Origin of the sequence: Streptacidiphilus sp. MAP12-16 (assembly GCF_041262165.1) — a bacterium.
Classification (GTDB): domain Bacteria; phylum Actinomycetota; class Actinomycetes; order Streptomycetales; family Streptomycetaceae; genus Streptacidiphilus.
The window spans coordinates 67,539-88,196 of the sequence record NZ_JBGCBY010000004.1 but is presented as its reverse complement, the minus strand read 5'-3'; the positions used below and the strand labels follow the sequence as shown (position 1 = coordinate 88,196).

Annotated in this window: 21 protein-coding genes and 1 pseudogene; 15 read left to right on the top strand and 7 right to left on the bottom strand. The window is 67.9% G+C overall.

Annotation, left to right across the window (positions count from 1 at the left end; translation table 11 throughout):
• Nucleotides 1-76: 76 nt before the first annotated feature.
• Both ABIA33_RS06145 and ABIA33_RS06140 read left to right on the top strand, forming a co-directional pair.
• Nucleotides 77-286 (top strand): annotated as a pseudogene (locus ABIA33_RS06145) (GntR family transcriptional regulator); the annotation flags it as partial.
• A gap of 153 nt (nucleotides 287-439) precedes the next feature.
• A complete protein-coding gene (locus ABIA33_RS06140) occupies nucleotides 440-874 on the top strand; it encodes a UTRA domain-containing protein (protein ID WP_370078389.1) in 435 nt (144 codons plus the stop codon).
• 100 nt (nucleotides 875-974) lie between these two features.
• Here ABIA33_RS06140 and ABIA33_RS06135 read toward each other — a convergent pair whose 3' ends face one another.
• Nucleotides 975-1,217 (bottom strand): mycoredoxin, encoded by a 243-nt coding sequence (locus ABIA33_RS06135; protein ID WP_370077922.1) that lies wholly within the window; start codon nucleotides 1,215-1,217, stop codon nucleotides 975-977.
• A gap of 321 nt (nucleotides 1,218-1,538) precedes the next feature.
• Here ABIA33_RS06135 and ABIA33_RS06130 point away from each other — a divergent pair, with 321 nt between their 5' ends.
• From ABIA33_RS06130 to ABIA33_RS06115, 4 genes are all read left to right on the top strand, one after another.
• On the top strand, nucleotides 1,539-3,740 hold the full coding sequence (locus ABIA33_RS06130; RefSeq protein ID WP_370078387.1) for an ATP-dependent DNA helicase UvrD2: 2,202 nt from the start codon (nucleotides 1,539-1,541) through the stop codon (nucleotides 3,738-3,740).
• A gap of 237 nt (nucleotides 3,741-3,977) precedes the next feature.
• Nucleotides 3,978-4,313, top strand: coding sequence for a hypothetical protein (locus ABIA33_RS06125; RefSeq protein WP_370077921.1), 336 nt, complete (start codon nucleotides 3,978-3,980; stop codon nucleotides 4,311-4,313).
• Between the two features lie 140 nt (nucleotides 4,314-4,453).
• Nucleotides 4,454-4,837 carry a WhiB family transcriptional regulator gene (locus tag ABIA33_RS06120; protein ID WP_370077919.1) on the top strand — a complete coding sequence of 128 codons (384 nt, stop codon included), beginning with the start codon at nucleotides 4,454-4,456 and terminating at the stop codon, nucleotides 4,835-4,837.
• Entirely contained in the window at nucleotides 4,834-5,199 is a 366-nt protein-coding gene (locus ABIA33_RS06115) for a hypothetical protein (RefSeq protein ID WP_370077917.1), read from the top strand. The genes ABIA33_RS06120 and ABIA33_RS06115 overlap by 4 nt, the downstream gene beginning before the upstream one ends.
• A gap of 185 nt (nucleotides 5,200-5,384) precedes the next feature.
• Here the strand turns inward: ABIA33_RS06115 and ABIA33_RS06110 are convergent, their stop codons facing one another.
• The gene (locus ABIA33_RS06110) at nucleotides 5,385-6,734 is read right to left on the bottom strand and encodes an ABC1 kinase family protein (RefSeq protein ID WP_370077915.1); all 1,350 of its coding nucleotides are present in this window, start codon (nucleotides 6,732-6,734) and stop codon (nucleotides 5,385-5,387) included.
• A 350-nt stretch (nucleotides 6,735-7,084) separates the two neighbouring features.
• Here ABIA33_RS06110 and ABIA33_RS06105 point away from each other — a divergent pair, with 350 nt between their 5' ends.
• From ABIA33_RS06105 to ABIA33_RS06085, 5 genes are all read left to right on the top strand, one after another.
• On the top strand, nucleotides 7,085-7,291 hold the full coding sequence (locus tag ABIA33_RS06105) for a hypothetical protein (RefSeq protein ID WP_370077913.1): 207 nt from the start codon (nucleotides 7,085-7,087) through the stop codon (nucleotides 7,289-7,291).
• Entirely contained in the window at nucleotides 7,288-7,797 is a 510-nt protein-coding gene (locus ABIA33_RS06100) for a hypothetical protein (protein WP_370077911.1), read from the top strand. The genes ABIA33_RS06105 and ABIA33_RS06100 overlap by 4 nt, the downstream gene beginning before the upstream one ends.
• Complete coding sequence (locus ABIA33_RS06095) at nucleotides 7,794-9,239, top strand: recombinase family protein (protein ID WP_370077910.1); 1,446 nt, start codon at nucleotides 7,794-7,796, stop codon at nucleotides 9,237-9,239. Before ABIA33_RS06100 ends, ABIA33_RS06095 begins: the two co-directional genes overlap by 4 nt.
• 164 nt (nucleotides 9,240-9,403) lie before the next feature.
• The gene (locus ABIA33_RS06090; protein WP_370077908.1) at nucleotides 9,404-9,649 is read left to right on the top strand and encodes a hypothetical protein; all 246 of its coding nucleotides are present in this window, start codon (nucleotides 9,404-9,406) and stop codon (nucleotides 9,647-9,649) included.
• On the top strand, nucleotides 9,646-10,947 hold the full coding sequence (locus ABIA33_RS06085) for an AAA family ATPase (protein WP_370077906.1): 1,302 nt from the start codon (nucleotides 9,646-9,648) through the stop codon (nucleotides 10,945-10,947). Before ABIA33_RS06090 ends, ABIA33_RS06085 begins: the two co-directional genes overlap by 4 nt.
• Here ABIA33_RS06085 and ABIA33_RS06080 read toward each other — a convergent pair.
• The gene (locus tag ABIA33_RS06080; protein ID WP_370077904.1) at nucleotides 10,930-11,439 is read right to left on the bottom strand and encodes a hypothetical protein; all 510 of its coding nucleotides are present in this window, start codon (nucleotides 11,437-11,439) and stop codon (nucleotides 10,930-10,932) included. The two genes, ABIA33_RS06085 and ABIA33_RS06080, sit on opposite strands and share 18 nt — an antisense overlap.
• Here ABIA33_RS06080 and ABIA33_RS06075 point away from each other — a divergent pair.
• From ABIA33_RS06075 to ABIA33_RS06065, 3 genes are all read left to right on the top strand, one after another.
• Entirely contained in the window at nucleotides 11,432-11,743 is a 312-nt protein-coding gene (locus ABIA33_RS06075; RefSeq protein WP_370077902.1) for a hypothetical protein, read from the top strand. The two genes, ABIA33_RS06080 and ABIA33_RS06075, sit on opposite strands and share 8 nt — an antisense overlap.
• A gap of 141 nt (nucleotides 11,744-11,884) precedes the next feature.
• Nucleotides 11,885-12,430, top strand: a complete 546-nt coding sequence (locus ABIA33_RS06070; RefSeq protein ID WP_370077900.1) for an HK97 family phage prohead protease — start codon at nucleotides 11,885-11,887, stop codon at nucleotides 12,428-12,430.
• 5 nt (nucleotides 12,431-12,435) lie between these two features.
• On the top strand, nucleotides 12,436-13,866 hold the full coding sequence (locus ABIA33_RS06065) for a phage major capsid protein (RefSeq protein WP_370077898.1): 1,431 nt from the start codon (nucleotides 12,436-12,438) through the stop codon (nucleotides 13,864-13,866).
• 1,799 nt (nucleotides 13,867-15,665) lie between these two features.
• Here the strand turns inward: ABIA33_RS06065 and ABIA33_RS06060 are convergent.
• Both ABIA33_RS06060 and ABIA33_RS06055 read right to left on the bottom strand, forming a co-directional pair.
• Nucleotides 15,666-16,109 carry a type II toxin-antitoxin system CcdA family antitoxin gene (locus tag ABIA33_RS06060; protein ID WP_370078385.1) on the bottom strand — a complete coding sequence of 148 codons (444 nt, stop codon included), beginning with the start codon at nucleotides 16,107-16,109 and terminating at the stop codon, nucleotides 15,666-15,668.
• A gap of 464 nt (nucleotides 16,110-16,573) precedes the next feature.
• Nucleotides 16,574-17,497 carry a ThiF family adenylyltransferase gene (locus ABIA33_RS06055; RefSeq protein WP_370077896.1) on the bottom strand — a complete coding sequence of 308 codons (924 nt, stop codon included), beginning with the start codon at nucleotides 17,495-17,497 and terminating at the stop codon, nucleotides 16,574-16,576.
• A 264-nt stretch (nucleotides 17,498-17,761) separates the two neighbouring features.
• Here ABIA33_RS06055 and ABIA33_RS06050 point away from each other — a divergent pair, with 264 nt between their 5' ends.
• Nucleotides 17,762-18,406 carry a SprT-like domain-containing protein gene (locus ABIA33_RS06050; protein WP_370077894.1) on the top strand — a complete coding sequence of 215 codons (645 nt, stop codon included), beginning with the start codon at nucleotides 17,762-17,764 and terminating at the stop codon, nucleotides 18,404-18,406.
• Here ABIA33_RS06050 and ABIA33_RS06045 read toward each other — a convergent pair.
• Nucleotides 18,403-18,972 carry an NUDIX hydrolase gene (locus ABIA33_RS06045; protein WP_370077892.1) on the bottom strand — a complete coding sequence of 190 codons (570 nt, stop codon included), beginning with the start codon at nucleotides 18,970-18,972 and terminating at the stop codon, nucleotides 18,403-18,405. The two genes, ABIA33_RS06050 and ABIA33_RS06045, sit on opposite strands and share 4 nt — an antisense overlap.
• Nucleotides 18,969-20,456, bottom strand: coding sequence for a zinc-dependent metalloprotease (locus ABIA33_RS06040; RefSeq protein WP_370077890.1), 1,488 nt, complete (start codon nucleotides 20,454-20,456; stop codon nucleotides 18,969-18,971). Before ABIA33_RS06040 ends, ABIA33_RS06045 begins: the two co-directional genes overlap by 4 nt.
• Nucleotides 20,457-20,658 lie beyond the last annotated feature (202 nt).

The following is a 20,658-nucleotide window of genomic DNA, read 5'->3' as shown; positions in this document are numbered from 1 at the left end:
TTGGGATTGCGCCAATCTTGACTTATGTTGGCTGGTTTCTCCGATGTTCCGCAAGCCGAATGGCTACATTCGCTGAATGAACATTTCTCGTGGCCCGGGACAGGCCCCCAAATACCAGCGACTGGCCGCGGATCTGCGCCGCCGGATCATGACCAACGAGTGGCAGGGCGGGGAGTCGCTGCCCGTGGAAAGCGAGCTGGAAAACCAATATGGGGTCGCTCGTAATACTGTCCGACTAGCAGTTGATGTGCTGGTCAATGAGGGGCTTCTGGTTCGGGTTCAGGGAAAAGGAACCTATCTGAAGGACCATCCGGTCCTGGATCACCATGCATATCGGGCACCCTCGGAACCCGCCCCGGGAACGCCGCTCACGCCCCCTTCTCTCTCATACGCGCGGGAGGCGGAGCAGGCGGGGCGGAAACTGACGGCGGATTTCCAGATGCTGATCGTACGAGCGACCACTGACATCACCGATCGGCTGCGTATCAACGCCGGCGAGGCCGTGGTCCTGCGCCGGGTGCTGCGGCACATGGACGGCGAGCCCTGGTCCATCGAGGAGAGCCACTATCCGGTCGCGCTCGCGGCCAGCACCGCGCTGATGGATCCCGATCCGGTCGAGGGCGGCGACGAGGTCGCGCTCGGCGCGGCGGGCCACGTCGAGATCGGCTGCGTGGACGAACTCGCCGCCCGGATGCCCAACCCCGAGGAGGCCCAGTGGTTCCAGGCAGGGCCCGGGGTGCCGCTGCTGGTCCAGCTGCGCACCGGCTTCACTGAGGCCGGTCCGATCCGGGTCACCGAGACCCGCTACTGCGCCGACCGCAACCGACTCGTCTACGCGCTCGGCGAGCGTGCGGGGGAGGGCGCGGGCGAGTGAGCAGCCGCGCCGACGCGGACGGGCGCCCCTCCGCGGTTCGCTGCTGCGGAGGGGCGCCCGTGGCGATGCGCTCGGCTGGGGGTCTTGCCTGGTCGCAGGCTCAGGCGGCCAGCTTGGCCTTCACCTGTGCGAGCGACGGGTTGGTCAGCGCGGAGCCGTCCGGGAAGAGCACGGTCGGCACGGTCTGGTTGCCGCCGTTGACCTTCTCGACGAAGGCGGCAGACGTGGCGTCCTCCTCGATGTTGACCTCGGTGTAACCGATGCCCTCGCGGTCGAGCTGGGTCTTCAGCCGACGGCAGTAGCCGCACCAGGTGGTGCTGTACATCGTGATCGTGGCGGACATCCAGGTCGCTCCTTGTCTCTGTTCGGTCGGCGAGCACTGGTGCAACGCGCGGCTTCTACGGAACATTCCGTTCGCGGGACGGTGCCCGAACAGCCGGCCGAGCAAGGGGCCGAGCAAGCGGCCGAACAAGGGCCGAACAAGGTCGATAAGGCGTATTGGACTACCGGGGCTGTGGACAACTCGGGGCGGAGCGTCCCAAGGGCTTGAGAGGATGGGCCCATGCAAGACAGCCAGGTTGAGCTCCCGGGCGCGCGGCCCCGCCCCAGCGACGTCCTTCACGCCCCGCGCGGCCCTCTGTCGCGCGACGCCGACGCCGACGCCGTGCTCGCCGGGCTCGACCCGGAGCAGCGCGCCGTCGCCACCGCCCTCAGCGGCCCCGTCTGCGTCCTGGCGGGCGCCGGGACGGGGAAGACCCGCGCGATCACCCACCGGATCGCCTACGGCGTCCGCAGCGGCGTGATGCAGCCCCAGCGCGTCCTCGCCGTGACGTTCACCGCGCGCGCCGCGGGGGAGATGCGTGGACGGCTGCGGGAGCTCGGCGCCGACGGTGTCCAGGCCCGGACCTTCCACTCCGCCGCGCTGCGCCAGCTCCAGTACTTCTGGCCGCGGGTGGTCGGCGGAGAGCTTCCTCGCCTGCTGGAGCGCAAGGTCCAGCTCGTCGCGGAGGCCGCCGGACGCTGCCGTCTGCGCCTGGAGCGCACCGAGCTGCGGGACCTGACCAGCGAGATCGAGTGGGCCAAGGTCACCCAGACCGTTCCCGAGGACTACCCCGCCGCCGCCCGCAAGGCCGGCCGCGAGGCCCCGCGCGATCCGGCGGAGATCCGTCAGGTCTACAAGGTCTACGAGGAGATCAAGCGCGACCGCGGTGTCATCGACTTCGAGGACGTGCTGCTGCTCGCGGTGGGAGTGCTGGAGGACCGGGCCGAGGTCGCCGACCAGGTACGGGCCCAGTACCAGCACTTCGTCGTGGACGAGTACCAGGACGTCTCGCCGCTCCAGCAGCGCCTGCTCGACCTCTGGCTCGGCCCGCGCTCCAGTCTGTGCGTGGTCGGCGACGCCAGCCAGACCATCTACTCGTTCACCGGTGCGACCCCCTCGTACCTGCTGGACTTCCGGACGAAGCACCCGGACGCCACCGTGGTGAAGCTGGTCCGCGACTACCGCTCCACCCCCCAGGTGGTGCACCTCGCCAACGGGCTGCTCAGCCAGGCGCGCGGCCAGGCCGCCCGGCACCGGCTGGAGCTGGTCTCCCAGCGCGAGCCGGGGCCGGACCCCGCATACACCGAGTACCCGGACGAGCCCGCGGAGGCGGAGGGCACCGCCAAGCGCATCCAGGCGCTGCTGGCCTCCGGCGTGCGCGCGAGTGAGATCGCCGTACTGTTCCGCACCAACGGCCAGTCGGCGGTCTACGAGCAGGCCCTCGCCGACCTCGGTATCGCCTACCAACTCCGGGGGGCCGAGCGCTTCTTCGAGCGTCCCGAGGTCCGCGAGGCCGGGATGCTGCTGCGCGGGGCGGCGCGGGGCAGCAGCGACCCGCTGCTCGACGGCGCGCCGGAGACCCTCGCGGGGCAGGTACGCGCGGTGCTCTCGACCCGCGGGTTCGCCGCGCAGCCCCCGGCCGGGTCGGGCGCGGTGCGCGAGCGCTGGGAGTCGCTGGCGGCGCTGGTCCGTCTCGCCGAGGAGTTCGAGGCGGCGCGGCACGCCGCGAACCTCCCCGCCGACCTCGCCGTCTACGTCACCGAGCTGGACGCCCGCGCGGCGGCACAGCACGCCCCGGCCGTCGAGGGGGTCACCCTCGCCTCGCTGCACTCCGCCAAGGGCCTGGAATGGGACGCCGTGTTCCTGGTCGGCCTGACCGAGGGCATGATGCCGATCACCTATGCCAAGACCGACGAGCAGGTCGAGGAGGAGCGCCGGCTGCTCTACGTCGGGGTGACCCGCGCGCGGGCCCATCTCACACTCTCCTGGGCGCTGTCCCGCTCCCCCGGGGGCCGGGGTGGCCGCCAGCCGTCCCGCTTCCTGGACGGACTGCGTCCCGGGGGGACGGGCGCGCGCGGGTCCCGCGGCGCGGGCGCGGGCGCTGCGGCGGCGGCCGGGGGCGGCAGCGCGCGCCGGGCCAAGGCGCCGCTGAAGTGCCGGGTCTGCGGCCGGGTGCTCACCGAGGCGGTCGAGCGCAAGCTGCGCCGCTGCGAGGGCTGCCCCTCCAATCTGGACGAGGGCCTGTACGAGCGGCTCCGCGAGTGGCGCGGCGAGCAGGCCCGGACGCAGAGCCTTCCGGCCTACTGCGTCTTCACCGACGCCACGCTGATCGCGATCGCCGAGGACGCGCCCGCCTCGGTCGCCGAACTGTCCGGAATCGCAGGAGTCGGCCAGGCGAAGCTGGACAAGTACGGCGACGCCGTGCTGTCGTTGTGTCGTGGGGAGTCCTTGACGGACACGCCGCCCGAACCTCATGAGGAATCGGGTGACATTCAGGACGTCTGGGACGAGAGCGACACCGCAGAGAACTCGCCGGAAAAATAGTTTGCATCCGCAGCTCGGAGCGCACTAGCGTGCCGGAGACGGTCAAGGGAACGAGACTGTCGGCCTAGTCGGACCACATCCGACGCAGGCCTCATGTTCTGCACCAGCTGCAACACCCGCACCGCCTGCACGACCAAGACAACTGACCATCGAAGGGCCCGGCTCGCCGGGCTCCGAGCACGCCGGAAGGAGGCGGACATTGTGACCACAAACCTGATCAAAACGACTGGTCGGCCCATGACCGCCGCCTGCCTCGGCATGCCCGCCGCAGCCCTGCCCGTCTTCGCCCCGGTCCTTGGTGGCTTTGGTGGCTTCGGCTCCGGAGTCGAAGGCAGCGATCTGTCCTCCACCGGTACCGGTGTCGACGCGATCCGTGTCGAGGGCGTTCTGGCGACGTGGACGATCATGCGCGACGAGCGACCGATGTCGGCACCCGTAGCAGCAGTCGCAGCCGATTACGGCTACGCCTACGCAGCGAGTGCCGGAAACAACCAGCCGAATGCCAAGCAGTCTCCGCAGCACCACGCAGTGAGGTCCATCCGCGGGCCTGAACCCTGGAAAGAACGAACCTGATCCTTCATCAGGGCGCCTTCCAGGGCCGCGGAATCCCGTTCGGGATCCGCGGCCCTTCTGTTTTTTGCGGAACAAGTCCACACGCAGCACCAGACAGAGCAGCACACAACAGCAGCACCCAACAGCAGCACACAACAGAGATGACTGAGGACAACGTGTCACCGGTGACCAGCCCGCCCGCCCCGCCCGCCCCATTCGCTCCAGCCGTTGCGCAGACCGAGCAGGCCCACCCCCCGGAGGTATCACTGATGCAGATCACCGCGTTCGACGAGGCTGAGGCCCTCGGCGCGCCCATCCCGTGCCGTTCCCTCGACCCCGAGGTCTTCTTCGCGGAGACCCCCGCCGACGTCGAGTACGCCAAGTCCCTCTGTGGGACCTGCCCGGTCAAGGAGGCGTGCCTGCAGGGTGCGCTGGAGCGCCGGGAGCCCTGGGGTGTCTGGGGTGGCGAGCTCTTTGTCCAGGGTGTCGTCGTCGCCCGGAAGCGGCCCCGTGGCCGTCCGCGCAAGAACGAGGTCGTCGCATGACCGCCCGTCACACCCCTGCGAACGCGCTGCGCAGGTCGGTGCGGGAAGCCACCGCGAAGACCGACACAGCAGTGCCGACCACCCACCCGTCCATCGATCCGACGTCCGACAAGCAGGCCCTGATGTCCCCTCTCACCACCGGCAACCCCGACGCACGCGGCACCGCCGCCCCCGCGACCACCCCGAGTAGGAGCCTCCTCCACATGCAACTCATGCCCGAAGCCCTGGCCCGTGTCCATATGCAGGAACGCCTGCAGGAGGCGGAGCACGAACGCCTGCTGCACGCCATGCGGCTCAGGCGCCGCGCCGAACGCGCCACGCTGCGCGCCCGCAGGGCGCTCGCCGGCGTCGTCATGCAGTAGTTCCACCGCGCTACGGACACACACACCGTCAGGCGGACCGAACCGCAGCAGACCGAACCGCAGCAGACCGAACCGCAGCACCGACCGAACCGCAGCACAGACCGAACCACACCACAGACCGAACCACACCACACCGAGCAGGCCCGGAACAGGCACACAGTGCCCGCTCCGGGCCTGCGGGCTGTCTACGCCTCGGCCCACTCCACCGATTCGGCGAAGCCCGGCAGCCACTCCAGCAGTTCCGCCCGCAGCGGCGCGGTCGCGTCCAGCTGGCAGAGCACCCCGATGGTGCTCAGCGTCACCCGGTGTATCAACAGATACGCCGGAGGAAGGTTCAGTTGTCGGCCCAGCGAGTAGGCGGGAGAGCGGGGGTCGCCGACGCGGGCCGCCTGGGACCGCATCCAACTGCGGGTGAAGTGGAAGTCCTCCGCCGCCGCGGGCTCGATGATGGGCAGCACGTAGTCGAGCACCGCCGCCGCGTCGAGGTCGATCGACGGCTTGACGAAGCCCTCCTGCCGGAGCATCTCCAGCACGCCCTCGGCGTCGCCGGCCAGGGCCATCCGCAGGGCCGCGCCGATCGGCAGCGGAAGCCCCTCGGGCAGCCGGTCCACCGTGCCGAAGTCCAGGACGCCGAGCCGCCAGCCCTCGGCCGGTCCGTCGTCGACCAGCAGCCGGAAGTTCCCGGGGTGCGGGTCGGCGTGCAGCAGCCCGGTCCGGGCCGGCCCCGCGAACAGGAAGCGGGCGAGCAGGTGCGCGGCGCGGTCGCGCTGCTCCTGGGTGCCCTTGCTGATCACCTCGGACAGCGGCAGGCCCTCCATCCACTCGGTGACCAGCACCTGGTCGCCCTGGGCGACCACGCCGGGGACGGAGATGTCCCAGTCATCGGCGAACTCCGCCGCGTGGACCCGCTGGGACTGTGCCTCCAGTGCGTAGTCCAGCTCCTCGGTGACCCGGTTGCGCAGCTCGCTGATCAGCGGCTTCACATCGAGTCCGGGGATCAGCGGGCCGATCAACCGGGCGACCCGGCCCAGTTGGGTCAGGTCGGACAGGAGCGCGTCGCCGGCCCCCGGGTACTGGACCTTGACCGCGACCTCGCGGCCGTCGTGCCAGATCGCCCGGTGCACCTGGCCGATCGAGGCGGCCGCGGCGGGCTTGTCCTCGAACTCCAGGAAGAGGTCGCGCCAGTCCGAGCCGAGCCGCTCGGCCAGGGCGGCGTGCACGGAGGCGGCCGGCATCGGTGGCGCGGCCTCCTGGAGTTTCGTCAGCGCGGCGCGGTAGGGCCCGGCGACTTCCTCCGGCAGCGCGGCCTCGAAGACCGACAGGGCCTGGCCGAACTTCATGGCCCCGCCCTTCAACTCCCCGAGGATCCGGAACAGCTGGTCGGCGGTGCGCTGCTGGAGTTCGGCGGCGACGACGTCGGCGGGGCGACCGCCGATCCGCCTGCCGAGGCCCAAGGTCGCCCGCCCGGCCATCCCCAGCGGGAGGGCAGCGAGCTTGGCCGTGCGGGTCACGGCTTTGCGCGGAAGATCGCTCACGCCTGCCTCCCAGTTGCCGGGTCAAGGGTTGCCATCATTGTCCCCCCGAGCGATTGTCCCCCAGCACGGCGGTCCGCCCGGGGCCGGTCCGTCGGGCCCGGTCCTTCCGCCCCGCCGCTCCAGCAGCAGCCGCAGTCGGGGTGAGGATCGAGCGGGCGCCGCCGCATGGAGCCGTCGACCATCGAGACCTCGGCCCACGCGCCCAGGCTAGGGGGTGATCCCCCGTCCAGGAAGATCAGGCAGTGCAGGGCGGCCAACCCGGCCACGGTGGTGGCCAGGGCGAAATGTGTAGAAAGGCACACTTTGTGGGTAGATGCTGGGTGTAATAGGGAGCAAAGAAGGCGAACACCATGAAGACAGCCAAGATCGAGTTTGAGGTCACGCAAGAGGACGTCGACGCGGCGCGGCTGGTCGGCGCGTCCGGCAGTGAGGTCATCGAGAGGTCCATCCACGCCCAGCTCGACGCGCAGGGCGTGCCGCGTGAGGGCCGTGAGGTGCACGTCACCCGCGAGACCATCGAAATCGAGCTGCCCGCCGGTTGGAGGGTCGCGTCATGACGATCACCACGTTCAGTGGAACGCACCCGTACCGGCCGCAGTGCCTGCTCGCCCTGCTGCTCGACCCCGACGATCCCGACAGTGACGACACCGCCGTCGAGAGGGTCGCCGACATCACCGGCATGATCGAGAACGCCGAGTGCCCGCGCTGCGGTGGCGATCTTGCACCGCGTGAGGGTGAGATCCCGTCCGGCTCCCGCGTCACCCCCTGCCGCTGCATCCCGGTCTGCCACGTCTGCGGGGGCCTTGAGGCCGAGGAGGAGGAGCACAGCGGCGCGGCGGCCCATCCGTCCTGGTGGCTGGACCCGGACCTGATCGCCCGCACCGACAGGTACATCCACTGGCTGGCCGCGCAGCCGCGCACGCGGGTCGAGGTTGGTACCGGCAGCACGGGGCCGGTGCTGCTCTCCGAGGAGGGCGTCACGCCGGTTGAGATGGAGCCGCACGGCGGTTGGGCGGAGTACGGCTTTGACGACGCCGCCGACACCAAGGAGCGAGAGTCGTGAGCACCCCGACCTGCGCGGCGATCTATGTCCGTATCTCGAAGGACCGCGACGGCTCCGAGCTGGGCGTGGACCGCCAGCGCGCCGACTGCGAGGAACTGGCCGAACGGCTTGGCTGGACCGTGGCCGGGGTCTACATGGACAACGACCTGAGCGCGAGCACCGGCAAGCCCCGACCCGCGTACCTGCGTCTGCTCGCCGACCTGGAGAGCGGGACCGTGGACGGGGTGCTGGCCTGGCACACCGACCGGCTGCACCGCCGACCGGCCGAGCTGGAGACGTTCATAGGGCTGATCGAGAAGCTGGGCGTGCCGGTCGTCACCGCGACGGCCGGTGCCGTGGACCTCAGCACGCCGACCGGTCGCCTGGTCGCCCGGCTGCTCGGTGCCACGGCCCGGCACGAGACCGAGCACCACCGCGCCCGGGTCCGCAGAGCCAAGAAACAGCGCCAGGAAGACGGGAAGTGGCCCGGCGGACCAAGGGCTTTCGGCTACGAGCAGATCGCGACGGCGGAAGCCGCGCCCGTGATCCGCGAGGTCGAGGCTAAGGCGATCCGGACCGGCTGCGCCGCACTGCTGGCCGGACAGTCGTTGTCGGCCGTTGCTCGGGACTGGAATGCCGTCGGTCTTCGCACGCCTGCGGTCGCCTCACGGCCGGAGGGACGCCCCTGGGTCAGTACCACGGTGCGCCGGACCCTGAGCAGGGCCAGTCTGGCCGGTCTGGTCGAGCATGGCGGCGAGATTGTCGGCGCGGGCGAGTGGCCCGCCATCATCTCCGAGGCCACGTGCCGGGGAGTGCGGGCGCTGCTCAGCGACCCGGCCCGGCGCACCTCGCCCGGCAACGCCCGGAGCCATCTGCTGTCCGGCATCGCACGCTGCTGGTGCGGCCTGCCGCTGCGGGCGGCGACGAACGGTGGCCACGCGAGTTGCCGCGCCGCCTCCTACCGGTGCCGCAGTGAACGGCACGTGTCCCGTGGCGCGGCCGGGTTGGACGACTATATCGAACGGCATGTGATCGCACGCCTGGAGCGCGACGACGCCACGGACCTGCTGCTTCAACCGGCCCCGAACACAGCAGAGTTGGCGACCAAGGCCGAGGCACTGCGTCAGCGTCTCGCCGAACAGGCCGAGCTGCACGCGGCCGGGGTCCTGGACACCGCCCAGCTGGCAGCTGGCTCGCGGAAGCTCCATGCCCAACTCGACATGGTGCAGCGGGAATTGGCCGAGTCGGCGCGGGTGCCGGTACTGGCCGGACTGGTCGGTGTGGCGGATGTGCGGGACCGTTGGAAGAAGCTGGACCTATCGCGGAAGCGTGGCGTCGTGGACGCGCTCATGACGATCACGGTCCAGCCCGCGCGGCGCGGCCGACCGACAGGCTGGCGCAAGGGTGAGCCGTACTTTGACACCGAGACGGTTGTGATCGAGCCGAAGCGGCCCGCCGCCTGACCCGCACCTCGGAGTACGATCGATGTGCGGCAGGTTTCCTGTCGCTTCGCGCGCCGGAGCCCCTCACCACGGACCCCCGACCCCAGGGTTGGGCAGGCCACCACTCGCGAACCACACGCCAGGAGCCTCGCGCCCCTGGCCTGGTTCGTGACGGAGTGTGGCCCGTGGCCGCCAAGACCCCCGAACACCGTGTGCTATCCGCACGCACCGCCGCGCTGAAGCGGCACCACCCCGAGGCCGATCACAGCGGGCTTGAGCGCGATCTACGAGCCGCCCGCCTTGAGGAGCACATACGGGCGACGGTCGAAACCTGGCCAGCGTTGACACCGGAGCAGCGCGCGAAACTGGCGGTCCTGCTCGCCAATCCCGACATGCGTGAGCATGGCAATTCGGGGGTCGATTCCGGATGACTGAGCCCACGGTTGGGGGCCGCCCGGAAGACGGCCCCACAGAAACCAAAGCGGCTGACGTTGCGGCTGGTTCTGGGGCCAATCTTACGCCGCAACCCACGCGGGAGCAGCAATGCATCGCCCACGCGGCCCTGATTCCCGATGGCCAGCTCCGCCCGGCGCTTGTCGACGCATGGATGAAGGCGGAGGCTCTCGACCGTGAGACCGTCGAGAATCTGACCAGGCGTGAATTGCAGCGACGAGATGTGAAACGCCGAGCCGACGCTATCGAGAACTCCCAGAACGCACTGACGCTGCATGAATTCGAGTCAGAGGTTCTGACACCGGAGCAGGTTGACAAACTGCCCGACCCCGTGTGGCTCATTGCCGATCTGATCGGGCAAGGCACGTTGACGCAAATCGTCGGCGCTCCCGGATCGTACAAATCGTTCGCCGCACTGGACATAGCCGCGAGCATCGGCAGCGGAATCCCCTGGCACGACCACGCCACCAAGCAAGGCAACACCGGCTATGTCGTCGCCGAAGGACAGGCAGGGCAGAAATACCGTAACCGAGCATGGGTCATGGAGCACGGCCAAATGACAGGCATCGCGTTCTATCCCAAGCGAGTCAACATCGCGAACCCCGCCGAAATGGCTATCGTCACCCAATGGGCCATCAAAAGAGGCATCGTTTTCATCGTATTCGACACAAGGGCGAGATGCGCGCCTGGCATCGACGAGAACAGCAATACCGAACTCGATATCATCATCACGGTGCTCCATGATTTCCAAACCACCACCGGTGCAACAGTTCTGCTCGTCCACCACGACGGTAAATCCGGCGACCCATCAGGACGTGGCGGGCAAGCCGTAGAGGGGGCCGCCGACACGATTCTGCACATGAGAAAGAAGGATCACCGCGCGACACTCAGCGTCTACAAGCAGAAAGACGGCCCGGAGGATCTCGAAATCGTCTTTACCCCGGAACCACGCGGACCATCCATTTGTCTCATCTCCGAGGAGGGATGGGCGGACGGACTACTGTCGGCAGCGGAACGCCGCAGCGTCGAACACGACGCAATCCGTGATGCAGTCCGCGACTACATTCAAGAGAACCCCGGTGTGACCGCTCATGAGATCGAGACGAATGTGCAAGGGCCGCGTAGCACAGTCCGCGCAGCCCGAGACACTCTCGTCCGCTGGAACGTCGTGGAACAGCGCAGGGGCACCGGCCGCGACCAAGCGATACATCACTTCATCACCGACCATTCGGCCGACCAAACGGCCGACCAAATGACCCTAGGAGTCGCTCCATGATCGCCGCCGTTTGCCCACCAGGCCGAACAGCTCGCCGAGGCCGCGCGCGCCGCGCGCCCTAAAGAGGCGCGCACGGCGGCGGATGCATCCGCCCATTCGCCGGAAGATCAACGGCGAGGGCCGCGAGGGCGGCGGCGATCTTGGAAAGAGCTTATCCATGGAAGGTAACAGAGCAAACAGACCCCCCGTTCCGCTCGCATATCCCAACGGCCAAGAGAGTTGATTACATTGGGATCTCAGGATGTAGACAAGGAAACTCGATTTCCTGACATCAGCGCACAGCAGGCCGAGTTTCTGCGCCGCAACGGCGACGACAAGGCCATCCATCAGGCGATGCTGCAAATCATGGCATTGCTGACGGACCTTTTCAGCACTCAGAATGCCCGCACTATAGCCGACGACTACACGGCCGGCAGATTGCAGATACGGATAACCAGCCAACGGATCGATATTGTCACGGCAGCGGAAAGGATGTATGAGAGCAATGGCCACTAACGACGACGAGAACGCTAAAAACAACGAATTCGATGACTTCGCCGCTTCGCACAGTGATGCGGAGCCGACGCCCGATGACATGCGGGCCGCGATGATGGAAGGCGTCACCGCTTCGATTGTCCGCCGCATGGAGCAGGTATGGCAGCGACCCGATGCCCCCCTGTTGCTGGAAGGGTTCGTGAATGGCCGCTATGGCTTCTTGCTGGTCGAGAATGCGGTTGTGATCGGGGAGATCACCGAAGGGGTGTTCAAGCCGCCGACCATGGACGGGCCGGACGCACCACCCGGCGGCTGGATCTGAATCTGACGGAGAATTAGCTGTATGCTGGCAGCAGCTAACAAAGCATCTGACCGCACCGAAGACCCGTTGGGGCCGACCCGGACACCCGGTCGTCGCCGATAGCGCTGCCAGTATTTCGCGCGCTCGAATTGGTGACCTGAGATGACTACGCTGCTATTCCGAACCTTCCCTGTTGCCGCTGACATGGCCGGTGACGGTCGCACCGTTCACGGCATGGTGATGCCCTACAACCAGACGGCTGAAGTCAGCGATGGTCGCGGCAGTTACAAAGAGAAATTCATGCCCGGTGCATTCGCCCGTAGTATGCGTGAGCGTGGCGTATCGAAAGTCAAACTGATGGGTTTGCACGACCGTATGCGCATGCCCCTTGGCCGGATGACGGATGCGCAGGAATCGCCGGATGGTTTGATGGCTGCTTTCCATCTCGCGCAGACGCCCGCCGCAGATGAGGCGCTGGCACTGGTCAAAGACGGCACCCTCGATTCCTTCAGCGTAGGTTTCAGGCCGATTCGCAGTAGCCGCGAGGGCCATGTGACCATCAGGCACGAAGCCTCATTGCATGAAGTCTCTCTGACGCCATTCCCCGCCTATGCCAGTGCAACTATTCACGGTGTCCGCAGTAGTGCCCCCCAAACTCTCACAGTCGACACCGCTCGGCGTCGACTCGAAATTGTTCTCAAATGGTGATAGCAATGGACCTTTCCGATATCAAATACACACCGGAAGCGGATATCAGCCGCCGACGTGAAGAACTCGCAGCCGAAGCCAGGCAGATCCTCGACCGGCAAGACGGCGACGCATTGGACGGCGACTCCGAACGCGAATTCAACGACATCGAAAACGCTTTGGACGTGCTGCGTAAGCGCGCCGACTCCTATGCCCGTCTCCACGCCGCAGCCGCGCGACCCGGCTGCCTGGAGAACGGCTCCGATTCCGGGCCGGGCGGCCAGCGGCGAGACGACGCCAACAATGCCTCCCCGCGCGATGCGCTCAGCCGCCAGCTCGATGGCTACGTGTCGCGCAATGAGATGCCTGCCAGCGCTGCCGAGCGTGCGGCTGCATTGGCCGACTCCTCGCCGATCGCCATGCGATTGACCGCCGCGCTCTCCGATCCCGCGTACGTGCGAGCATTCACCAAGGGTCTCAGTGGTGAGCGTGGCCATTTGCTGTGGGATGGCGAGGAAGCTGCCGCCTATCGTCGCGCCGAAGCCGTCGCATCGGAAATGCGCGCAATGGTCGCCAGCACCACCACATCCGGGGGCTTCCAGATTCCGACTGTGATCGATCCGACGCTGCGGCTGTCCGATGCCGGGTCGATTTCGCCTATTCGCAACCTCGCTCAGACCAGGGTCGAGATCGGCACCGAATTCCGGCCGGTGACATCTGCTGCTGTCACAAATGCCTGGCTCGCTGAGGGTGGCGAGGTTGACGACGGCTCGCCGACCCTCGCATCTCCCAGCATCAAGGGTTTCAAGGCATCCAGCTTTGTGCCGTTCAGCTTCGAGTATGAAACGGCTGCATATGGTGGCGCTCTTGCTGACCTATCGCGGCTGCTGACGGACGGATACGACCAGCTCACGGCGAAAGCATTCGTCAACGGTAACGGCACCACCCAGCCGCAGGGCTTGGTGACGGCTCTGGCTGATACGGGTCAGGAAATCGCGCCGACAACTCCTGAAACTTTTGCCGCAGCCGATGTGTTCAAAATGCAGAACGCTCTGGGTCCGCGCTTCCAGCCGAATGCATCATGGCTGTTCCAGCTCTCCACAATCAACGCTTTGATGCAGATGGAAACGACGAACGGTGCTCTCAAGTTCCCGAGTCTCCAGGAAGATCCGCCTACACTGCTGCGTCGCGCTGTCGGCGAAGCCAGCGATATGGATGGCGTTTCGGCAATCGTGACCACAGCGACCGCCGACCACTACGTCGCCATGTACGGCGATTGGAAAGCCGCCTATACCATCGTCGATTTCGCGACTCAGCGGATAGAACTGGTGCCGCATATCTTGGGTGCTAACCAGCGTCCGACTGGAGAGCGTGGCCTGCTGCTTTGGGCACGTGTCGGGGCCGGTCTCGTTATTCCCGGCGCTGCTGTCCTGCTCGACGTGGCGACAACTGCATAAGACTGCCGGAATTGCGGGCACGCCTTCCCTGGCGATTCCGGCAGGCCCGTGGCATCGCGGCGCGTCCCTCTTGCAGCGCACCGACTGGCACCGGGCCGACGGGTCCTCGGCCGACTGCACATCCTGCCGCGCGTCTTGTCACCGCGTGGTTGCAGTTGGTCGGGGACCATCCATGTGTACGCCCCGGTCCCAACTCACGTGCCGCCCATGGGATTTGTGCACCCGCGCCAGTCAACACGCGTGGGTGGCAAAGACATTGGGTGGCATGCAGGAACACCCGGCACCCTGCCAGGACCCCGCACCCTGGCAGGACCAGGCAGGCATGGCCAGGAGTCCACGAACTCGGACGATCTCCATGATCTTGGACCTTGAAGATCATCGCATGTGCGACGATCTTGTTCCTCGACTGGCGGGCCGACCCGCCGGACCGCGACATTGGTACGGCGGATACGGGCACTCCCCCCCATGCCGATCTTGGGGGCATGTCATGCGCCACCACAGTGCCCAGGTCTACACACAGCAGGGGCAGGACGCTGCCTGCACGCGCTGTGGCGGTGCGTCTGGCAGGGTGCCGGTACCCGTAAAAAACGCCACCCCCCTCCATCGGCAGGGCACAGGCAGGCACAGGCAGGCCCCATGCCTGCCGCCTACTACCCCACCCCCTACCCCCATGCCTAGCAAGGGGTTACCACACCCCGATTTCTTTCAGAATTGAATTCAAAAATATCCAAAATTCGATTCTAGGATTTAGGATTCTAGGATTTTGAAATTCCAGGAATCCCCCCCATGGCTGAGACCCTCCCAGGGAGTCCCTTTGGCCTTGCAATCCAAGGCAGCCCCACCCACCCCCCGCTGGCTGGCCGTTCTTGACAACCATCCTCAGCGAGCTTGGTTGTCACCAGCGATCTTGAGAGCCCGGATCGACCGACGACCGACCGGCATCGTCAACTCCCGTGCCACCAAAGGAAGATGGGGGGTGGGTCGAACATGGTCGGTCGCGCGAGGGCGCGATTGACCCACGTCGCCGGTTTAACTCCCTATAGGTTCTTGTGTGCGGCGATCTTGAGAGTGATGATCTGGATCTCCGTCGATACGGCGAATACGGGGGCGAGGCCGACCGCCCGGATTCAAGCACCGAACGGGCGGCCTCACGATGGATCTGCTATGAGCTATTCGACACGACTGGGATCTTCATCCCCGGGAAGAATGACTGCGACGTCCGACTTGAAAGCGGTATGGAGCTCGCGCATCGACTGCACCGCTTTGATCGCCTTTGTACACAAGGCAGGTATCTGATCAAAAAGGTAGCCCAAGATCCAGAAGACGCCGCCGAGGAACCCGACGACAAAGGCGGCCCATCCTACGGTTGCCATGTTCGGTCTGACGCCCTTTCCCTTCGGGTCAGACCGAGCAGGGGCAGGCTCGGCCCAACCACACCTGATGTGGTTGAAACCGAGACGCTGTGCCCCGACGAGCTAGGGTCTCGCAAAGCGATGTATGTGAACCATGGGCACACCACAGTCGTTCTGGTGTGCGGGGGACTATATCGATTGACTTGGGAGGCACTCGTCGGTGTGTCTCGGTCAATCTGCAGTCCGCATCCTCGGGGAACCCGAGGGGAGCGCGAGATCCGGAGAAATACTTCCTTCCGGCTTCTGTCGCCCAGTAGAAAATACCACACCCTGACCTCCAGTCAGATGATGATCTACGGATGACTGTTGGGTGCCGAGCGGCGGGATGGCCTGATGTCCCCGTCGTGGGCATGCGGGCCGAGGCCGGTGCGGTGGCGTGAGGGGTGGTCACAGCTTGTCTGCGACGGCATCCCAGATCTCACGTGCACCCTCGAAGAAGCTCTCGGTGTTCTCGTCGGCGTACTCCGCATTGAACGTCGCGAATCCCTTCTCCTGCATCTCGTTGTAGAACTCCGTGATGCTAAGGTCGGCATCCCCGAATCCGCGCAGTCCGTGCCACCGGTCCGTGGCGACCTGCTCCAGTTCGGCGGCGGTTGCGCGCTCCTTCGCCCAGCGGATGCCGAGCCGTCGGCCCTGCTCCACGGTCCGGTTCCGTTCCTCGTCCTGGGTGCCACGCAGGCGCTCGATGACGACTTCGATGTCGATCATGATCTTTTCCGTCTGTTCTGCTTGTCGGACGGCCTTGCGCAGTGCGTCCTGGCAGATCGAACTGATCGGCAGGTCGCGGGCGCGGACCCGTTCGGCGAGGTCGTCGGGGACGGAGATGTTCATCCTCACGGCGCACTCCTTCGGGTAGCGCTGGGCGTTGTGTATCGCTTACACACATGACGATACACACCCGTTGTGTAGTCCGCAAGGAGTCGCCATGCCGGGGTTGCGGGGTGAGTGGCTCCGGGTGCGTCCTGGAAAGACGGGCAGGTTGGCCCGTTAACCGGCTTGGAGGCGATCATGACCGGTACGACGGCGGAACATGAGTCATGCGCGGTGTGCTGTTGCAGGGGTGCGCGCCGACGCGAAATCACAGTCGAACAGTTCCTGCGGCTGTGTGAAGCCTTCTTTCTGTCTGACAACGCTGGTCAGCAGAGAGCCGACACCCCACCATCACCTCCCAAGGGGGGCACACGGAACGCCGCGCTGAGTGTGATGATCGATCTGGACCTGTGCTTGAACGTAGACAAGGACAGCATTGACCTCTGGCTTTCGGCACTGAGCGTTCCGCCTCGCGCGGGCTGGGGCTAAATCTGCCTAAATCTCATCTTCGCCAGTGCCGAGTCGCAGGCGGCGGTGCCGCCGCTGCCGCGCCCGGAGCAGTGCTGTGCCAGCAACCGGGGCCAGGCCGGGTCCTCGTCGCTGCGGTGAAGCGACAGGCAACGGCCGCAGGGAGAGGAGCCGGGGACCACGAACGGGCCGACCGTGCCCAGGGTTTCCAGCACTCCGGCGTACAGGTGCGTGGTACCGGCGCTCAGGAGTTCGCGGCTCAGCTCCGGATCAGGCAGCAGCCCGGCGGAGTCGCCGCGCGGGGCCAGCACGACCAGGTCGGGGCGGCGTCGCTGCCCCGGGTGGTCGTCGGGGCGGCCCGGCGCCGCCCGGCGCACGGCGGCGCGGGCGGCCGCGGCCCTGGGGCGGCCGGTGTCCGCGACGAGCAGCCCGCACGGCGAGGCGTCCTGTTCCAGGACCCGGCCGCCGTCGACCACCTCGACCTGACCCACGCCGGAGGCGGCCAGGACGGCGGCGACCGCGGCGCCGATCCGCCCCGCGCCCCGCACCTGGACGCGCGCCCGGCGTCGGGCGAGCAGCAGCGCCGGCGCGCTGCCGGGCTCGGGATGGGCGAGGGAGAGGCCGGCGAGGTCGGGCCCGAGGCGGGCGAGCTCGGCCGGGTGCAGTTCCAGCAGCGGGCGCTGAGCCGTGCCGTCGTCGAGCACCTTCGCGGCGCTCAGGCGATCGAGCAGGCTGTCGACCTGGGCCGGGTCGATGCCGAGCCTGGCCGCCTCCGCGGCGAGCGCGGGCAGCTCCCTGGTGCCGTCGAGGAGTTCGAGGAGGGCGATGTCGTCCGGCGCCGCCGACTCGAGCACGGCCGCGTGCGCACGACCGACGCCAAACTGCAGCGTGTGACGGTCACGCCAGGCCCGCCGCAGGGCGGGTTTGAGACAGGGGCGCATGGTTCTCCTCCCGGACGGCGGAGATTCCGTCGTCCGGACCGAGGATGCCCGCTCGACGCAACCGGTGCGGAAAGTTGTCCACAGGCTCGGGATGATGATCTGACAGATGTTCTTCCGCTCTGTCTGGTTTGCCAACACATGGCCGGATTTCATGCTGTGACCCTGCCGACCCGGGCACTTCAATTCGGCCAGGAGACAGGACTTCTGTCACTGCCAGCAGGTAACGTCTGGCGCGTGGCAGCCGGACAGGATTCACGTCCACCTGTGCCGCGTCGGCGCGTTCCGGCTGGTTCCGAGGACGACTCCGCGGCGCAGGCCGTCGAAGTGCGCCGCAGTGCCCGGCGCAGCCGTACCGTCTCCGCGTACCGCGAGGGGGACCGGACGGTGGTGCTGATCCCGGCCAAGATGTCCGCCGCCGAGGAGAAGCGCTGGGTCGCGCAGATGCTCGACCGGCTCGCGGCCCAGGAGAGTCGCCAGGTCCTCGGCGACGACGCCCTGGTGGCCCGGGCAGCGGACCTCTCCACCCGCTACCTGGCGGGCCGGGCGGTCCCGGTCAGCGTCCGCTGGGTCACCAACCAGAACACCCGCTGGGGCTCCTGCACTCCGATGGAGGGCACCATCCGGCTGTCCCACCGGCTCCAGGGCATGCCCGAGTACGTCGTCGACTACGTACTGCTGCACGAGCTGGCCCATCTCCTGGTGGCTGACCACGGGCCACGTTTCTGGGCACTGCTCGAGGCGTACCCGCGCACCGAGCGCGCGCGCGGGTACCTCGAGGGGGTCGTCGCGGCGGCCCGGCTGCCGCACCTTCCGGGGCCGCGCGGCGAGGCGCGGCCCGACAGCCTGGAGGGCTGCGGCAGCTGCGGAAGCTGCGGCGACGCGCCCGGCGACCAGTCCGGCGACGCCTAGCCCAGCAGCTTCTGGGCTCGGGCGACGAGCTCGCGGACGGAGCCGTCAGTGAGCTCCGGAAGCGCATCGAAGCCAAACCAGCGCAGGTCGAGTGACTCCTCGCTGATCTGCTCCCGCGCACCGGCCGGGGCCACCACCAGGTACTGGACGTCCAGATGCGTGTTCTCTGGCTGGTCCTTGCCGGCGCAGCGGACGGCGTGCCGGTCGAGCCTCACCGGGGCCGGGTCGTCCGCGGGGAAGAGGGCGAGACCGGCCTCGATGCCGGACTCCTCGACCGCCTCGCGCAGCGCGGCCGCGGCGAGCGTCGAGTCCTCCGGCTCACAGTGGCCGCCGAGCTGCAGCCAGCGGCCCACTTTGGGATGCAGCGTCAGCAGCACCCGCCCGCGCTCGACGTCCACCACCAGCGCGCTGGCGGTGATGTGCGCCGGGCGACAGGAGCGCCACACGCCGTCCTCGCGCGTCCGCAGGTGGTCCAGGTAGTCGCGGCGCAGCAGGTCCTGATCCAGATCCGGCGCATTCCAGGACCTGAGCGCGCGGACGGCGTCCTTGTGGAGCCGGTCGGTCACGCCTTGCCCTCGCCCTCGGTCGTGCCGTCCGTGCCGTCCGTGCCCTCCGCGGGCTTGGGAGTGTCGGCCTCGGCCGCCTTGCCGAGCATCTCGTCCAGCTTGGCGAAGTCGATCACGTTCTCGCCGGTCGGCTCCTCGCGGTGGACAAAGCCGTCCGGGTCGTCCAGGTCCTTGGCGGTGGGGAGCATGTCGGGGTGCTCCCACAGGGCGTCCCGGCCGTCCGCGCCGCGCGCGTCGCCCAGCAGCGCCCACAGCCGCGAGGCGTCGCGCAGGCGGCGCGGGCGCAGCTCCAGCCCCACCAGCGTGGCGAAGGTCTGCTCGGCGGGCCCGCCGGTCGCGCGGCGCCGCCGCAGGGTCTCGCGCAGCGCGGCGGCGTGCGGCAGGTGCGGGGCCGCGGCGGCGTGCACCACCGCGTCCACCCAGCCCTCGACCAGTGCCAGCGCGGTTTCCAGCCGGGCCAGTGCCGCCTTCTGCTCGGGAGTGTCCTCGGGCTGGAACAGCCCGCCGGCCATCGCCTCCTGGATGGCCTCGGGGTTGCTCGGGTCGATCTGCCCGACCAGGTCCTCCAGCCGGCTCGCGTCGACGTTGATGCCCCGGGCGTACGCCTCGACCGCGCCGAAGAGGTGCTGCCGAAGCCACGGCACATGGGCGAACAGCCGCTGGTGGGCCGCCTCACGCAGGGCGAGGTAGAGCCGGACCTCGTCGGAGGGAACGGACAGGCCCTCGCCGAAGGCCTCGATGTTCTGCGGCAGCAGCGCCGCCTTGCCCGCGGGGCCGAGCGGCAGACCGACGTCGGTCGAGCCGACCACCTCGGCGGCCAGCGCGCCGAGCGCCTGCCCGATCTGGGAGCCGAACATCGCGCCGCCCATGCTGCGCATCACCCCGAGCAGCGGGCCGGCCATGGCCTGCATCTCCTCGGGGACGACCCCGCCCATCGCGTTGGCCACCCGCTCGGCGACCGGGTCGACCAGTTCCTTCCACGCGGGCAGCGTGGCCTCGATCCACTCGGCGCGGCTCCAGGCGACGGCAGTGCCGGCGCCGACCGCCAGCGAGGTGGCGGAATCCAGCCAGAGGTCCGCGAGCCGGATCGCCTCGGCGACCGCGCTCCGCTCCGACTCACCTACCGAACGGTCCTTCGAGCCGTCCTCGGCCCCCTGGACCACGGCCTGCCGGGCCAGGTCCTTGGCCAGGTCCCAGTTCACCGGGCCGCCGTCGAACGACAGCATCTGGCCGAGCTGCTGGAAGGCCGCTCCCAGGTCGCCCGGGTTCATCGCTCCGAAGAGACTCTCCAATGGATTGCCGGAGCCGCCGGGGCCGCCGGGCAGGCCACCGAAACCGAAGCCGAAGGGATTGGCAGGACCGCCGCCGCCCGAGCCGCCCTCGCCCGAACCGGACCCGCTCTTGCCCGCCCCGGCCTCGCCGCCCTCCTTGCCGTCCTCGGGTTCCTCAGCCGGCTTACCGAAGCCGAAGGGGATGTCGCTCACGAGTTGCCTCGATATCTCGTCGGCCGTCGCTCCGAGCGGCGGGGGAGGGTGCGCCAGAGGCCGCAGCCGGTACAACAGGACGAGTGGTTTCCGGCTGCCGCCGGGCACCGCCCGTGCCGGGTGCACCGCCACACCTTCGCCTCGGGCAGGATGGTCGATACGTGACACGTACGTACGCATCAAACGTACGCATCAAAATTAA

What these genes read in the sequence shown, in the direction of transcription:
- ABIA33_RS06140 (WP_370078389.1), top strand. Translation starts at nt 440, where the DNA reads ATGCTGATCGTACGAGCGACCACTGACATCACCGATCGGCTGCGTATC.
- ABIA33_RS06135 (WP_370077922.1), bottom strand. Translation starts at nt 1,217, where the DNA reads ATGTCCGCCACGATCACGATGTACAGCACCACCTGGTGCGGCTACTGC.
- ABIA33_RS06125 (WP_370077921.1), top strand. Translation starts at nt 3,978, where the DNA reads ATGACCGCCGCCTGCCTCGGCATGCCCGCCGCAGCCCTGCCCGTCTTC.
- ABIA33_RS06120 (WP_370077919.1), top strand. Translation starts at nt 4,454, where the DNA reads ATGACTGAGGACAACGTGTCACCGGTGACCAGCCCGCCCGCCCCGCCC.
- ABIA33_RS06115 (WP_370077917.1), top strand. Translation starts at nt 4,834, where the DNA reads ATGACCGCCCGTCACACCCCTGCGAACGCGCTGCGCAGGTCGGTGCGG.
- ABIA33_RS06105 (WP_370077913.1), top strand. Translation starts at nt 7,085, where the DNA reads ATGAAGACAGCCAAGATCGAGTTTGAGGTCACGCAAGAGGACGTCGAC.
- ABIA33_RS06100 (WP_370077911.1), top strand. Translation starts at nt 7,288, where the DNA reads ATGACGATCACCACGTTCAGTGGAACGCACCCGTACCGGCCGCAGTGC.
- ABIA33_RS06085 (WP_370077906.1), top strand. Translation starts at nt 9,646, where the DNA reads ATGACTGAGCCCACGGTTGGGGGCCGCCCGGAAGACGGCCCCACAGAA.
- ABIA33_RS06075 (WP_370077902.1), top strand. Translation starts at nt 11,432, where the DNA reads ATGGCCACTAACGACGACGAGAACGCTAAAAACAACGAATTCGATGAC.
- ABIA33_RS06070 (WP_370077900.1), top strand. Translation starts at nt 11,885, where the DNA reads ATGACTACGCTGCTATTCCGAACCTTCCCTGTTGCCGCTGACATGGCC.
- ABIA33_RS06065 (WP_370077898.1), top strand. Translation starts at nt 12,436, where the DNA reads ATGGACCTTTCCGATATCAAATACACACCGGAAGCGGATATCAGCCGC.
- ABIA33_RS06060 (WP_370078385.1), bottom strand. Translation starts at nt 16,109, where the DNA reads ATGAACATCTCCGTCCCCGACGACCTCGCCGAACGGGTCCGCGCCCGC.
- ABIA33_RS06055 (WP_370077896.1), bottom strand. Translation starts at nt 17,497, where the DNA reads ATGCGCCCCTGTCTCAAACCCGCCCTGCGGCGGGCCTGGCGTGACCGT.